Consider the following 14,185-nt stretch of genomic DNA (forward strand, 5'->3'; position numbering starts at 1 on the left):
TAAATCATATCCCTCTGATGAGATCCGATAATGAAAAAAATCAGAGCTTCAAAAGTTACTTTCCCACTATGACCACCAAAAGGGCTGGAGAAGAAGAATCCTTGGAGAGCGCCTCCAGAAATTTTCGCATTAAAAGCGTTTTGTGAGACCCCAGAATATCAAAATTTAGCGGATGATGACGAAGTTTTATATGCACGTTTCCGCTTGATTCTTCGAGAAGACTAGACAACAAATTACGGATAGTTTTCTTGGCAGAACAAATTTATCTAGAAAAAGTAAAGCAAGCTCCAGATTGTTTGTGTAATGGAAGTCAGAAATTCCAGCAATTAAAAATACGGAAACTTTTTATTATCAAACTCCCATTGAGGATATCCCATTGGGAAACTACCTCATTTTAGATGGCTATGCTTTCGATGTGGAGGAGTTGGAAGCCTATGCAAGTGTGTCATCAAATAAATTATACATTAATTAATCGTCATATTACAGATCCTGGAGTTGATAAATCATTTCCAGATCTGTCAAAAGAAAAATTAAGGAATTATCCTATTCTTGGCGAATTCGCAAGAGCTTTAGATAAATCAATTAAGTGATCAAAAAGCTAATATCATTAAACTGGAGACAGTGATCGCTGTATATCAAATGCTTATTGGGATTAACAAGCTTTTTCATAATCACAAAGACGATAATGTTGTTGCTGCTGCACGAGAACGTCAACTTGAGCATGATTCTGATCGAATGCAAGGTGGAATTAAAGTTTCAGCAAGTATTGGCGTTCAGCGGAAGTTTCAGAATCATGCAGTAACTCTTAGCCCTCAAGAACAAGAAGCTTTAGATAAATATTTAATTCGCATCCCCCATTTATAGGGGGCGGGGCCTATATTACCGCCGGTGTCATTTGCTTGGGCTTTAGTAGGTGGTGATCATCAATGCATTCAGATCTTGCAATTTTATTTATGGTGTTTTGTTTTAGATTTTTATCCTAATCTTCGGATAGAAGAGCAAGCATCACCTTCGAGCAAGCATCACCTTCGAGCAAGCATCACCTTCTGTCCCTTTAGGCTAGCAATTCGGGAAAACACCAAGGCAAAAAAGCGGGTTAGAGAGAGGATCTGCTTCATTCAGCAGAAGAACGAGCTTTTAATAAATTTATCCTCAGAGTTAATTTTTGCTTTTATCAACAATTATTAGGGATCCTAATTAGTAATCGGTTAAATTCTAAGCAGCTAATACCACTGCTTAGTGTGAGTAATTCCCTTATGAGATTTGCTCAAAGACGAAGGATAGATTTTCAATCAACCATAGCCCATAACCAAATTCCAGCATTTTATATGGCATTATTAACGCTAGGAGTGCGATTAATTCAAAATTCAGAAAATGCACATCTGGGAAGATGTGGTTATTGGGCCGCTCGCTACAGTAATCCGAATGATGGCCTCCTTAAGGGATGGCCTTCCTTACGGGGTGTGGGAAATCGTCTTTATGATTACCGTTCTCAATTTTGGAGGGGTGTAAGCAACGATGCCGTTTACAAGATCATCAGATCTATAATGCGCTTAATGAAGCAGTGCAAACACAGGGAGGAATGAAAGCGATAGATGAGCTGCCAGAAAAGCACCGAGAGTAATTAGAGTAAGATAAGAGCTTTCACCTGTATCAAATTAATAGTGATTCATGTATTCGCTTCTTATTCTTCTTCCCGCGCGCAGTGTAAAATAGCACGTCAAATACGTGCTATTTTAGGAGATTCCTCTCGCTGACGCTCGGGATCACGTGTTCTCTCTCGAGGGTGATGTGTGCTCTCTCTCGGGATAACGTACTCTCTTGGGATGATGTGCTCGGATAGGGTGCCGACCAAATCCATTCATAAAAGTTTCAGTGCCTGTCTGGAAGTAGTTAATGCTTACTCTTCCTCACCGAACTTGTTATTAATTAATTCTTCAATCGCTGCGGCAGATTCTTTCTCATCATCCCCGGTGACGGTAAGCTCGATTTCGGAGCCGCAGTTGACGGCGAGCACCATAAGGCACATGAGACTTTTGGCATTGACTTCACGATCGTTGTAACGGACTAAGGTTTCGCTTTGGTAACGAGAGGCGAGATTAGTGAGTTTTATAGCAGCTCGAGCATGTAAGCCTAGCTTATTAATAATTTTTAGGTTTTTTCGGATCATTATTTTTTCTCATTTGAAACCGTTATTAAAATTAACACTGGAATCATAGCCTTCTTTTTTCAAGACTTGATTGCGTACCAGCGTTTCAATTAGAAGGGGCAAGTTTCTTCCTGCATAAACAGGAAGTATTATTTTAGGGAGGATTACTCCTAAAATTGTTTCCTCTTCGCAGACAGGATTAAGGGGATCCACAATCTCAAGTTTATCCTTAGGCTTGATTAAGGTAATTATTAAACTAATTTCATAGTGAGAAATAATTGCATCGGTTCCGAAGAGCTTAGAGACATCGAGCATTCCAACATCTGAAATTAAAATATAACCGCAGGCAACGGCAGGACAATTACCAATTAATTGATTATGTTGGTAGACAACATCAACCATATCATCACAAATCATTTGGTGACCACGATCTAGCAAAGCGAGAGTTAATTCGCTTTTGCCAATATTGGGTTCACCCATAATTAAAACGCCTAATTTATCAATGACAAGAAAATTGGCATGTAAGGATGTGGGTGTGCAGTTAGTAGAAAGCCCCGAAGTCATTTCGGCGCTTGGATAGGGTGACATTATCGGTGATCGCCTTTTTTAGCTTTGTATTTTGCTAATTGTATTTGCAATTTTTGGATTAAAAGGTCGACCGTTTTATACATATCCTCAGATTCCGCCTGAGCGTTAATTTTGCTGCCCGGTAATTGGAGATTGGCATCTGCAATCTGACGAATTTTATTGACATGAAAGGTAATATGGATATTAGTGATTTCATCAAAACAGGGATGTAATCGCTTTAATTTTTTTTCAGTAAGTCCACGTAAGGCTGGTGAAATATGTAAGCCATGACCTGTCATTTGAATTTGCATAGTACACCTCCTTTTTTATTATTAACATTTTAATTTTTTGTAAATCATTTGGGTTCTTAGATAATTCTATAAATCAAATTCATTTCCCAAATAAACTTCGCGTACGCTTTGGTTGTTTAATATTTCCTGGGACGTTCCTGTGGCGATAATACTCCCTTCATTAACAATATAGGCGCGCTCGCAAATATTCAGTGTTTCCCGAACATTGTGATCTGTAATTAAAATTCCAATACCACGTTCCCGTAAATGAATAATAATTCTTTTGATATCAAGAACCGAAATGGGGTCAATACCGGCGAAAGGTTCGTCGAGTAAAATAAATTTAGGATCCATAGCTAAAGCACGTGCGATTTCCACACGGCGTTTTTCTCCGCCTGATAAGCTGTATCCTGGGATATCTCGCAAATGCTCAACATGAAATTCTTGGAGTAAAGATTCACATTTCTCTTTGCGCTGCTGCTTGGATAAATCTTTACGAAGCTCAAGGATAGCCATGATATTGTTAGCTACTGATAATTTTCTGAAAATAGAGGTTTCTTGAGGTAAATAACCTATTCCCAACCGGGCGCGTTTATGCATAGGATAGAAGCTAATGTTTTCCTGATCTAAGAAAACCTCACCGCTATCTGCGGTAACTAAACCTACCATCATGTAAAAACTCGTAGTTTTACCTGCCCCATTGGGACCCAAAAGTCCTATAATCTGGTTGCTGATGGATAGCGAAACATCTTTCACCACTCGGCGCGATTTGTATTTTTTTTGTAATTGTTTGGCGCTTAAAGTTGGCATGGCTATTACGGTTCAACCACCATTGTCGTAGTGTTTTTTTCGCCCAGATTGATGGAAATCACGGTTTGTTTTTTTAATATCATACCAGATATGCGGCTCAGTTAAGATATTTTGATTTTGAGTTACCCGAGCATTTTTAATTAACACCACCTGAGCTTTGGGAGGATAATAAATGATCGTATTAGCTTCTGCATAGAGGCGAGCTTTATCTGTATTGGGAAGGGTGGTGTATAATGGAGGTGGGACCACCAATGACGAGAATCCGAGCGATTCGATTTGTAAGGGGATTGTTATAGACGATTTTGTCTCTAAAAAATTGGGTAGGCCCCTGGGGGGGGTATACACATGCTCTTTGTAAATAGTGATGTGATCGGAACGTTGGTAAATGATCTCGCTAGCCCGGACATGGTAAGGTTTAAATTGATCACTAGAGAGGAGACTCGAGGTCAGAGTCGGAATGCCGAGTAATAAAGCCTATTCATTATTCTCAGAATCTCTATTATTTCTTTATCGTTTTTTAGGGTGGTTGGCGTTCGCTTCATAAACACCTCGAGAATGTGAAAGTAAATGAATGAGACCTTTTTTTAGATCGGCGGTCATGCCTGTAGCTTTCAGCAAGGAGTCGGGACGAACAATGGTAACAGGTTGATCTGTTTGAGCAAAAGAGCGACGGGGAAAGATAGTCATATCCTGGGTGGTAATTGTAGTTTCTACTTCCATTGCTTGAGAGGGTTCGTGAATTTTTACGTGGTCCCACAAATAAATCCATTCAATTCCATTTTGGCTTTTACCGTGATCAGCATGAATAGTCCAAGGCACATGTTGAGAAGTGTAAATAAGGTAGTGAGGCGAGGTGAGACGAGAAGAATTTTTATAGGGGAAGTGAACGATAAAGGGGGAAACTAAATGGCTGTGTAAGTCACCCTGATCATCATATTGATAATAATCGACCTCACGCATAAAAGTATTGGGTTGATGGTCTAATTGTTGCTTTAGAAGCTTTTCGTGAGGAAGGGAGTTGGGGAACATCAGTGCCGTTGTAAGACAAGCGAGAACGATTAAAATTAAGCTAAACCCGACATTTTTATTCATGGCTGATTTGAAGGGAGAATTAAATCACAAACTTCACGCACAGCTCCTTCTCCACCGCGTTTTGTCGTACTCCAATGCGCTGATGAATGAACGGCGGGTACCGCATTGGCAACCGCAATCGCTAAGCCGACTCTCTGCATTATGGACAAATCAGGCAAGTCATCACCCACGTAAGCCACTTCTTTTTCCTCCAGTTGTAATTGAGAAAGCAATTCCTCATAAGGAATGCGCTTGTCACGTTCACCTTGAAAGACGTGTGAAATGCCTAACTCTTTCGCTCGTCGAAAGACGGCTTGATTTTCTCGACTGCTTATAATCGCCACCTCAACACCCGCCTGCAACAAGCGTTTGATTCCAAGTCCATCTTGGACATGAAAAACTTTTAACACCTCTCCATCGGTGCTATACCAGAGCCGGCCATCCGTGAGCACTCCATCCACATCAAGGATTAAGAGCTTGATGTACCGAAATTTATCGAGTGAGACTACTTCCATGCGCCCTAAATAACCCCCGCGCGTAAAAGATCATGCATATGGATGACACCCAAGGGGTAACGCTCTTCATCGGTAACGACAAGTGAAGTGATTTTATGTTCATGCATAACTTTGAGTGCTTCGGCCGCTAAAAGTTTCGGACGAATAGTAATCCCATTTTTAGACATAACTTCTTTGATTGGTGTCCGGTGAATATCGTAACCTTTGTCTAATGTGCGACGCAGATCGCCATCTGTGAAAACCCCTACTAAACGACCATTGTCGCCAATAACAGCCGTCATCCCCAAGCTCTTTTTAGTAATTTCGACCAAAGCCTCATCTAACATACAATCCGGTTTTACCGCCGGGATGTGATCTTTAGTATGCATAAGGTCATCGATGTGAAGCAAAAGGCGTCTTCCTAAGGCGCCTCCCGGATGGACCCGGGCGAAATCGTTTGCCGTGAAACCCCGAGCTTCAAGAAGTGCAATTGCTAAGGCATCTCCCATAACTAAAGTGGCCGTAGTACTAGAAGTAGGTGCTAGCCCCAGGGGGCACGCTTCTTGCTGAACACTGACATCGATGACCGTATCAGCAGTACGGGCTAAACTGGATTGAAGTTTGCCCGTGAAAGTGAGAAGGGGGATGCCTAATCTTTTGATTGTAGAAAGAATATTAATAATTTCAGGAGTCTCGCCTGAATAAGAAATCGCCAGGGCGACATCTTCTCCAGTAATCATACCAATATCGCCGTGGCTGGCTTCTCCGGGGTGAACATAAAATGAAGGGGTCCCTGTGCTGGCAAGGGTGGCGGAAATTTTTCGAGCAATGTGCCCAGATTTGCCCATTCCTAAGACAACCACCCGTCCTTTGGAAGCTAGGATGGTTTTACATGCTGTGGCAAAGTCTTTGTTAATGCGCTCTTGTAAGAATTGGATTGCTCGCAATTCTGTAGCAATGACGGCTTTTCCAAGCGTGTAAAATTTCTCACTGTCGCCCATAAGAAAAATACTAATGAATCACTGTATGAGTTTCGGTATTATAGGCAAAGTTATAACATGAATCACGGTGTTTATGAGTGTTGTTATTGCACGTAATTTAAGTTATTCCAGAAAGAATAATCTCATCTTCAACAAAATTAATTTCGAAATTGCCCGCGGGAAGGTGACGGCAATCATGGGGCCGAGTGGAAGTGGTAAAACAACTTTATTGCGATTATTGAGTGGGCAAATTAAGCCTTTTGAAGGAAGTCTTGAGGTTAATGGAATAAACAGCCTTTCTCTATCCCGTTCCAAATTAAATCAATTACGCCGAAAAATGGGCGTGTTATTTCAGCAAGGAGCGCTTTTTACAGATTTGAATGTATTTGAAAATGTGGCCTTCCCTTTGCGTGAACATACTAATCTGCCGGACGATATGATTCGAGATTTAGTTTTAATGAAATTAGAGTCAGTGGGATTGCGTGGGGCTACTTCTCTCTTCGTCAATCAATTGTCTGGAGGGATGATTCAACGAGTGGCTTTAGCTCGAGCAATTATGCTCGATCCTGAATTAATGTTGTATGATGAGCCTTTTTCAGGGCAAGACCCGATTAATCGTGGTATTTTGCTGAGATTAATTCGTAAATTAAATAAAGCATTAGGTATGACTAGCGTCCTCGTTTCTCATGATTTTATGGAAGTAACCGCCATTTCAGATTACATTTATGTAATTGCCGGTGGAAAGATTATTGGCAGCGGGTCTTCTGAAGTAATTAAAACGGCGCAAGACCCTCAAATCCGACAATTCGTGAATGGTTTTGCAGATGGTCCAGTTCACTTTCGTTATCCTGCATCCGATTATCGCCAGGATTTATTGTTGTGATTGTTCGAATTCAATCTTTGGGCCACTTGGGTATTGAGTATTGTCGGCGTATCGGGCAATCGGGATTTTTTTTATTGCAAGTAATCGTGCAACGTCCGCGTTGGTTAAGAATTTGGCCTTTATTAGCTGTTCAATTGTATCGCGTAGGTGTGCTGTCTTTAGCTGTTGTTTTATTATCGGCTTTATTTATTGGGATGGTTGTCTCTTTGCAAGGCTATCATATTTTGCAAAAATTTGGCGCGTTGCAGGAGTTGGGACAATTATTAGCCTTGACCATCATTCGAGAATTAGGCCCTGTTATCACAGCTCTATTGTTTGCTGGTCGTGCTGGTTCGGCTTTAACGGCTGAGATTGGTCTTATGCGAGCTACGGATCAATTGGAATGCATGGAAACAATGGGAGTGGATCCGCTTTGGCGGGTAATTGCGCCGCGGTTTTTGGCAGGATTAATTGCCTTACCGCTTTTAACACTCTTATTTAATCTAACGTCTATTTATGGTGGTCATTTAGTGGTTGTTGGTTGGATTGGGTTGAACAATAATTTCTTTTGGTCGAACATGCAGGCGGTAGTAAGTTTTCGTGGCGATATTTTGAATGGTGTGATTAAGAGTATGGTTTTTGCACTGATTATTACTTGGATCGCGCTGTATCAAGGATATTATTCAGAACCGAATGCTGCGGGAATGAGTCGAGCAACGACAAAAACAGTAGTTTATTCGTCCACAATAGTATTAGCTTTAGATTTTATTTTGACGGCTCTGATGATGGGGGGCTGGTAATTTGAGTAATCGAACGATTGAATTTATGGTTGGCCTTTTTATGATTGCGGGGTTTTTAGCGTTAATAGCTTTGGCATTTAAAACAAGTGGATTAAAATCCCTAGGCGAAGAAAATTATTATGTTATCAAAACTGAGTTTGACAACATCGGTGGTTTAAAGGTTCGTGCGCCGGTAATGATTTCCGGTGTTACTGTAGGGCAAGTAATGAAAATTACCTTAGACAGGAACAACTTTCAGGCTTTGGTCGTTCTGCAAATCAATAAAAAGATAAATAACTTGCCCGCAGATACCTCAGCGACGATATTAACTCAAGGATTATTCGGAGCGAATTATATTGAATTGATGCCGGGTTTTGCATCAGTCAATTTAAAAAATAATGATTGGATTAAAACCACTCATTCCGCACTAATCTTAGAAAATTTAATTGGTCAATTTATTTATAATTTTAAAAAATAATCTTTAATTTTTTATTCTGTAACAACGGTAGAGCAATATGAGAATAATTAAGCGATTATTAGAAGAATCTATGGTAATTTTTTTGAAAAAATTAATTAAAAATGCTATTTTTATTATATTACTATTCTTTTGCAGTTTTGCCTCGGCGAGTACCTCTCCTCTTATTTCCTTACAAGATATTGCGAACAAGATGATTTCTGAATTACAGCAGCATCAATCCCAATTAAAGAATAATCCACAACTGATTAATCAGATCGTTAATCAACAATTGATTCCCCATATTGATGTGGATCGAATGGCTGGCTCTGTCATTGGTCGTCATTATTGGCAAACAGCCACCCTTGCGCAACGCAAATTGTTTATTCGGGAATTTGAAAAAATGGTCGTTTCTACTTATTCAATGGCACTCAGTTTTTATGATGAAGACCAAATCAAGTTTCGTCCACTGCAGTCCAGGGTAGCCAATCAAAAGGAAGTAAATGTGGAGAGCGTAATCCTCCGGCGAAATGGTCAACGAATTCCCATTAGCTATAATTTAGTTAACAATGGACGCCAATGGAAGGTCTATGATTTCAGCATTGAGGGAATCAGTTTGGTACAAAGTTACCGCTCCCAATTTTCAGGAATACTTGCTCAGGGAGGACTCGCCGCCTTATTGAAACGCTTGGTTGCCAACAACCGGAGATTTTAATGACATCAAACGTGTTTAAGGTTAGTGGCGCAATCACTTTTGAGACAGCATTGGCCTTGCGGAAAAGGGGTGATCGCTGGATTGAAAAAGAGAAAGACATTTTGGTTGATTTTCAAGCCGTGGATCAATGTAATAGTGCTGGATTGGCTGTCATGACGGCGTGGTTACGCCAGGCAAAACGACTTAATAAATCTGTTGGATTTATTAAGATCCCCAGTTCGTTGCGGGTGATCGCTGCCGTTTGTGGGATGACAGAGATTTTAGGGATCAAATAAAGCCATATGGACAAATTAATTATTGTAGGCGGTGTGCCTTTAAATGGCGCCATACGCATATCAGGGGCAAAAAATGCTGTTTTGCCAATTTTAGCAGCCACGCTATTGATTGGAGAGCCAGTTATCTTAAGTAATATTCCCCACCTCAATGACGTGACTACTATGATTGAATTGTTAGGTCGGATGGGGGCGCAAATTACCATTGACGAACGTATGAGTATCGAAGTGGATTGTTCGATTATTCAGAATGTTCATGCTTCTTATGAATTGGTAAAGACTATGCGTGCCTCCATTCTCGTTCTAGGGCCTTTATTAGCTCGCTATGGAGAAGCAGAAGTTTCTTTGCCTGGGGGATGTGCCATTGGTTCTCGGCCTGTGGATGTTCACATCGATGGGATGCAAGTGTTGGGTGCCAATGTGAAATTAGTGGATGGTTTTATTCGAGCTAACGTAGACGGACGTTTAAAAGGTACGGAATTGAATTTAGGCAAAATTACAGTGACAGGGACAGAAAATCTCATTATGGCAGCAAGCTTGGCGGAAGGTCAAACCATCATCCATAATGCGGCTTGTGAGCCTGAAGTTCAGGATTTGGCCAATTTTTTGAATAAGATGGGTGCGCGAATTTTCGGAGCTGGGACAGACACCATCGTTATCGATGGCGTTGATCGCTTATCGGGAGGGCATTACCATGTTTTACCCGACCGAATAGAAGCAGGAACCTACTTGGTTGCCGCAGCGATGACACGAGGGCATGTCCGAATCAAAGACGTCCTACCAAAAACCTTGGGGGTTATCTTGGAAAAACTCCACGAGGCGGGAGCGCGGATTAAAATTGGAGATGATTGGATCGACCTTGATATGGAAGGGCGACGACCCAAAGCGGTCGATGTTAATACGGCTCCTTATCCTGAAATGCCTACTGATATGCAGGCTCAATTTATGGCACTTAATGTGATTGCTCAAGGTAATGCTGTTATAACCGAAACTGTTTTTGAAAATCGATTTATGCATGTGCACGAGTTGCGCCGAATGGGGGCCGATATTAAATTGCAAGGCAGCAAAGCCTTCATTCGCGGGAAAGAAAAATTAACCGGTGTGCCGGTTATGGCAACAGATTTACGTGCTTCAGCTGGGTTAGTTTTAGCGGGCCTCATGGCACGAGGCAATACCATAGTCGATCGGATTTATCATATTGACCGAGGCTATGAATGTATCGAAGAAAAGCTAGCACAATTGGGAGCAGAAATTCGTCGTGTTTCTTCCCATGTGTATGCGATAGAAGATGCTGCTCAAAGAGGACGGTTATAATAATTCTTATTGAAAAGGATGTTCCTGAGGGAACCCCATTAATTTTCTTATCCATCCCGGTAATGTAAATCTTTGTTGAAGCGCTGCGTCAATAGAGTATTTTCCTATGCCTATGCCTAGTACAGCAGCGAAACTTATATAGTAATACGCTCCTCCCTATACATCACAGGGTATTCCCACCCACCACCTGGATTGTCCCAGATAAACCCAAGATGAAAGTGTTTTCCTAAAACAGTTGCGATTAGGAGGTAAAGAGGAGGTAAAGAGGAGGAGGTAAAGAGTAATTCCGATGGAGCCAAGACGGGTGAAAAATCCAAGTCCGATGGCTATAGTGCCTCTGAGCTCGCAAAGCCCTGCTAAAGTTACAATAAAATTAGGATCTGCGATTGATTTCTAGATCAATGAAAGCTTTTACATTTGCACGAAACGAGATCGGTCCAGCGAATAATTTTTCTGCAAAATGACCAATTAAGTTGTAACCAATATAGAGGTGAACAAAAGTCAAGTGCTATTCAAAGGCATTAAGTCGGATGGGAATTCCGTAAGGAAACTTCTGACTTACCTCGAAATGAATGACATTTTGATAGGCGGTATTTTGATAGGCGGTATAAAAAAATAAAATTATTAGAAGTAAAAAAACTAAGGAGGATTGGTGTGGCTGAAATAAATAAATTATTTATTCCTAGAATTCGAATTACTGTAAGAATAAAAAATACAGCAAGCGAAAATCCCACGCGCGGGGATTTATAAGTTAGCGTTAAAAAAACAACGGCTAACACGTTCCATAGCAAAAAAAAAGCAAATGCCATCTACAAAAAAAAGGTAAAAGAAGGTAAATAAAAATATTATAATTAAAGTAATAAGGGTGAGTAACCAGGCTATACTAATTATTACTAATTATTCCAGAATAAAAATTCTTAAACATTTTGTTTTCCTCGAGCTCGTGAAGCGAACAACGTTAAGGCAGACCCAAAGAAAATTAAATTGATACCCACGAATAATCCTATTGTCCAAGTATAATATTGGGTCAAGCCGGTCCAAATGGCAAAAGAAAGAATCAAAGCGATGATGCCGCTGACTAAAAGCCATTTCCAATGTTTATTTTTTCTCGAATATGAAGAGAAAGTGCGACTTTCGGTAATCCCCTTATCGGTGATAAAGTAAGCACAACAAGTCTGGAGATTATTAGGGCGCCTAACAGAGTGAAGGCAAAAGAACGAAAAATACTGGCGATTTGATTGTGCATAAGTCCAATAGGCGCATAGATGGCAGCGAGAGTAATTTTCATAGCGATCACCGCGAAAGTAATCTCTTTGCTTCCTTTCGATCGTTGCTATTAGGGGTTTTCACCACTCTCAATATGGCGATAAATTTTTCTAACATGACAATAGCATCATCAACCACTAATCCAATGGATAACACCAAAGCAAGTAGAGTAATGACATTAATGCTAAGGCCGAATAAATACATGGCGCCAAAAGAGACAATTAAACAGATGAGGATAGTAGGAGCAATAGGCAAAATGACTGTGCATAAACGTCCCAAGAACAAAAAAAGATGATGAAAATTAAACATAAAATGGCCATGCCAATAGAAAGATATACTTCATGAACAGATTCGTTCATGTAAGTAGAAATATCGAAGGAGGGAACGATTTCCATCCCTTGCGGTAATTGTGGTTTCAGTTGTGTGAGTAATTGATTAACGTTCTTTGCTGCTTCAATAGGGTTAGCATCGGTGGTATTGTTTATGCTCAGTAATACACCAGGCTTGCCATTAAGCGTTACAATACTTTAGTCTGAATATGTCATCGCCTAATTTTGCTTCCCCCGATGTCTTTAACGCGAATAAGATAGCTATTGCTATTTTTTACAATATAATATTATTAATATTAAATTCATTGGCGGTATGGAGTTTAGTTTCGGCCGTAATGGGGTAATTAATAGAAGTTCCCTTAATTTTGCCGGTCGGAAGCTCAATATTGCTGTTTTAAATGGCTGCTTGAACATCATTAACGCTCAATCCCAGCGCCGCCATTTTTTTTCGGAATCCAACCAAATGTGGATGGCATATTGATTGGCGCCTGCTACCTCTACGTCAGTAATTCCCGATATTTGTTCGATTTTTTGAACGCTCTCTCATTGAATGCGCTAAATCCCACGTCCATTAAACTCGTATTGCTCCAACCCACTTAACAACGGGGGCACTAACGCTGCTTGGCAATTGTGAACGGGCTTGTTCGACTTTATCGCGTATTTGGTTAGCAATTTGATAAAAGTCAGAGCCGGATTTTAAGGTCAATTGGACGAAGCTTTCGCCTTAAAAGCTTTGGGATATCATATTATCAATACCTTGAATGCCACTAATCCCTTCTTCCAGTGGAGTGGTGATGCTTGATTCAACTAATTTTGCATTAGTGCCCAGGTAAGAGGTCGTAATATTGATAATATTTTTTTCGAATTTGGAAAAAACGGATGTTGAGACTATTAAATCCCATTATCCCAATTACAGAGGACAAGATAATACTAGCGCGAGGACCGGTCGTTTAATACAGATTTTGGGAGAGATTCATTGGACAATCTTCACTCTTTCCTCGTTGTTAATTTGATCCTGCCCGTGGTAATAATTTGGTCGCCTTTCCCTAACCCCGAAATAATTTGCACCTTTCAATAAGGGTGTGCGCGCTACTTTTACCGGCACTGAAACCGCTTTGTTTTATTTAACTTCGAAGACGTAGTAGCCATTTAGGCTCGTGAATAAACTATTTTCTAGGATTAAAATAGCATTCTTTAAAATGCCTAAAGTTTGTGAAACAGTGATAAATTGACCCTGTTTTAAAATTCCTTTTTCGTTATTTAACAAAGCATGAGTTTCAACGGCTTAAGAATTGGTATCGATAAGGAGCGAAGTAATTGACTTTAGCCTTGAAACTTTGATCTGGAAGAAAGTCCGCCGTGATTAAAACCGGCTGATCCAATTTTATTTGCGGAACAAATCGGCTTGGTAAATTGTAAACGAGATTTAATTCTTATGTTGATCAATCAATGTCATGACTTTTTCTCAAGGGCTCACATAATCGCCTAAACTAAATTGTTTAGCTCCAATATAGCCACTTTAAAGGCGCCGTCAGAGTAGTTATATCTTGTAAAGCCGTTTGATCGGTTTTAAGAAGAGCCTAATCTTTGTCTAGAGCGATTTCGTCATTATAGAGCGTGGCTTGCAGAATTAAACCTTGTTTTAGAGCTTTTAAATCACGTTGAAATTGTAACTGACTTAATTCTAAATCTGCCTGCGCAGCCGCTACGTCGTCTTGTTGTTTTCGATTGTCTAACTGGATAAGAACTGAGCCGGTTTTGACGAATGTGCCTCCTGGTGTGAAAGCTATTTTAGTAACATACCCCGCCACTTTTGGACTGATGTCTGTCTGA

The 14,185-nt window shown here is 40.4% G+C and carries 20 protein-coding genes and 1 pseudogene; 8 read left to right on the forward strand and 13 right to left on the reverse strand.

The features are described 5' to 3' along the window. The first annotated feature begins 639 nt into the window (after positions 1 to 639). Together CleRt_RS02605 and CleRt_RS09900 are read left to right on the forward strand one after the other, a co-directional pair. Positions 640 to 864, forward strand: a complete 225-nt coding sequence (locus CleRt_RS02605) for a hypothetical protein (protein ID WP_157870818.1) — start codon at positions 640 to 642, stop codon at positions 862 to 864. Between the two features lie 510 nt (positions 865 to 1,374). Then, complete coding sequence (locus tag CleRt_RS09900) at positions 1,375 to 1,512, forward strand: hypothetical protein (protein WP_157870819.1); 138 nt, start codon at positions 1,375 to 1,377, stop codon at positions 1,510 to 1,512. 388 nt (positions 1,513 to 1,900) lie between these two features. On the opposite strand, the gene CleRt_RS02610 is transcribed toward CleRt_RS09900, so the two are convergent. From CleRt_RS02610 to CleRt_RS02645, 8 genes are all read right to left on the reverse strand, one after another. Continuing rightward, positions 1,901 to 2,170: an HPr family phosphocarrier protein gene (locus CleRt_RS02610; protein ID WP_048875086.1), complete on the reverse strand. Its 270-nt coding sequence runs from the start codon at positions 2,168 to 2,170 to the stop codon at positions 1,901 to 1,903. A 9-nt stretch (positions 2,171 to 2,179) separates the two neighbouring features. Then, positions 2,180 to 2,737, reverse strand: a complete 558-nt coding sequence (locus CleRt_RS02615; RefSeq protein ID WP_235379169.1) for an HPr kinase/phosphorylase — start codon at positions 2,735 to 2,737, stop codon at positions 2,180 to 2,182. Then, the gene (gene hpf, locus CleRt_RS02620; RefSeq protein WP_048875087.1) at positions 2,737 to 3,027 is read right to left on the reverse strand and encodes a ribosome hibernation-promoting factor, HPF/YfiA family; all 291 of its coding nucleotides are present in this window, start codon (positions 3,025 to 3,027) and stop codon (positions 2,737 to 2,739) included. Before hpf ends, CleRt_RS02615 begins: the two co-directional genes overlap by 1 nt. Positions 3,028 to 3,093: 66 nt before the next feature. Next, positions 3,094 to 3,816: an LPS export ABC transporter ATP-binding protein gene (gene lptB, locus CleRt_RS02625; RefSeq protein ID WP_048875088.1), complete on the reverse strand. Its 723-nt coding sequence runs from the start codon at positions 3,814 to 3,816 to the stop codon at positions 3,094 to 3,096. Positions 3,817 to 3,828: 12 nt separating this feature from the next. Further along, entirely contained in the window at positions 3,829 to 4,065 is a 237-nt protein-coding gene (locus CleRt_RS11480; protein WP_235379170.1) for an LptA/OstA family protein, read from the reverse strand. A 258-nt stretch (positions 4,066 to 4,323) separates the two neighbouring features. Further along, positions 4,324 to 4,908, reverse strand: a complete 585-nt coding sequence (lptC, locus tag CleRt_RS02635; protein ID WP_048875089.1) for an LPS export ABC transporter periplasmic protein LptC — start codon at positions 4,906 to 4,908, stop codon at positions 4,324 to 4,326. Then, positions 4,905 to 5,402, reverse strand: a complete 498-nt coding sequence (locus tag CleRt_RS02640) for a KdsC family phosphatase (RefSeq protein ID WP_048875090.1) — start codon at positions 5,400 to 5,402, stop codon at positions 4,905 to 4,907. The genes lptC and CleRt_RS02640 overlap by 4 nt, the downstream gene beginning before the upstream one ends. Before the next feature lie 5 nt (positions 5,403 to 5,407). After that, positions 5,408 to 6,382, reverse strand: a complete 975-nt coding sequence (locus CleRt_RS02645) for a KpsF/GutQ family sugar-phosphate isomerase (RefSeq protein WP_048875091.1) — start codon at positions 6,380 to 6,382, stop codon at positions 5,408 to 5,410. 73 nt (positions 6,383 to 6,455) lie between these two features. On the opposite strand from CleRt_RS02645, the gene CleRt_RS02650 reads away from it, so the two are divergent. The 6 genes from CleRt_RS02650 to murA are packed head-to-tail and all read left to right on the forward strand — an operon-like array spanning position 6,456 to position 10,757. Continuing rightward, positions 6,456 to 7,244: an ATP-binding cassette domain-containing protein gene (locus CleRt_RS02650; RefSeq protein ID WP_048875092.1), complete on the forward strand. Its 789-nt coding sequence runs from the start codon at positions 6,456 to 6,458 to the stop codon at positions 7,242 to 7,244. Beyond that, on the forward strand, positions 7,241 to 8,023 hold the full coding sequence (gene mlaE, locus CleRt_RS02655) for a lipid asymmetry maintenance ABC transporter permease subunit MlaE (RefSeq protein WP_048875093.1): 783 nt from the start codon (positions 7,241 to 7,243) through the stop codon (positions 8,021 to 8,023). The genes CleRt_RS02650 and mlaE overlap by 4 nt, the downstream gene beginning before the upstream one ends. 1 nt (position 8,024) lies before the next feature. Continuing rightward, positions 8,025 to 8,480, forward strand: a complete 456-nt coding sequence (gene mlaD / locus CleRt_RS02660; protein WP_157870820.1) for an outer membrane lipid asymmetry maintenance protein MlaD — start codon at positions 8,025 to 8,027, stop codon at positions 8,478 to 8,480. 37 nt (positions 8,481 to 8,517) lie between these two features. After that, the gene (locus CleRt_RS02665; protein WP_048875094.1) at positions 8,518 to 9,171 is read left to right on the forward strand and encodes an MlaC/ttg2D family ABC transporter substrate-binding protein; all 654 of its coding nucleotides are present in this window, start codon (positions 8,518 to 8,520) and stop codon (positions 9,169 to 9,171) included. After that, entirely contained in the window at positions 9,171 to 9,446 is a 276-nt protein-coding gene (locus tag CleRt_RS02670; protein WP_048875095.1) for an STAS domain-containing protein, read from the forward strand. Before CleRt_RS02665 ends, CleRt_RS02670 begins: the two co-directional genes overlap by 1 nt. A gap of 6 nt (positions 9,447 to 9,452) precedes the next feature. Beyond that, positions 9,453 to 10,757 (forward strand): UDP-N-acetylglucosamine 1-carboxyvinyltransferase, encoded by a 1,305-nt coding sequence (gene murA, locus CleRt_RS02675; protein ID WP_048875096.1) that lies wholly within the window; start codon positions 9,453 to 9,455, stop codon positions 10,755 to 10,757. A 156-nt stretch (positions 10,758 to 10,913) separates the two neighbouring features. On the opposite strand, the gene CleRt_RS13120 is transcribed toward murA, so the two are convergent. From CleRt_RS13120 to CleRt_RS11500, 5 genes and pseudogenes are all read right to left on the reverse strand, one after another. Next, positions 10,914 to 11,144 carry a DoxX family protein gene (locus tag CleRt_RS13120; RefSeq protein WP_306686816.1) on the reverse strand — a complete coding sequence of 77 codons (231 nt, stop codon included), beginning with the start codon at positions 11,142 to 11,144 and terminating at the stop codon, positions 10,914 to 10,916. Between the two features lie 691 nt (positions 11,145 to 11,835). Beyond that, a pseudogene (locus tag CleRt_RS11485) lies at positions 11,836 to 12,332 on the reverse strand (efflux RND transporter permease subunit). Beyond that, positions 12,245 to 12,547: an efflux RND transporter permease subunit gene (locus tag CleRt_RS11490; protein WP_306686817.1), complete on the reverse strand. Its 303-nt coding sequence runs from the start codon at positions 12,545 to 12,547 to the stop codon at positions 12,245 to 12,247. Before CleRt_RS11490 ends, CleRt_RS11485 begins: the two are co-directional and overlap by 88 nt. 529 nt (positions 12,548 to 13,076) lie before the next feature. After that, positions 13,077 to 13,244, reverse strand: coding sequence for an efflux RND transporter permease subunit (locus CleRt_RS13125; RefSeq protein ID WP_306686818.1), 168 nt, complete (start codon positions 13,242 to 13,244; stop codon positions 13,077 to 13,079). Between the two features lie 688 nt (positions 13,245 to 13,932). Beyond that, the gene (locus tag CleRt_RS11500; RefSeq protein WP_235379171.1) at positions 13,933 to 14,163 is read right to left on the reverse strand and encodes an efflux RND transporter periplasmic adaptor subunit; all 231 of its coding nucleotides are present in this window, start codon (positions 14,161 to 14,163) and stop codon (positions 13,933 to 13,935) included. Between the last annotated feature and the right edge of the window lie 22 nt (positions 14,164 to 14,185).

The organism is Candidatus Coxiella mudrowiae (genome assembly GCA_001077715.1).
GTDB classification, from domain to species: Bacteria; Pseudomonadota; Gammaproteobacteria; order Coxiellales; family Coxiellaceae; genus Coxiella; species Coxiella mudrowiae.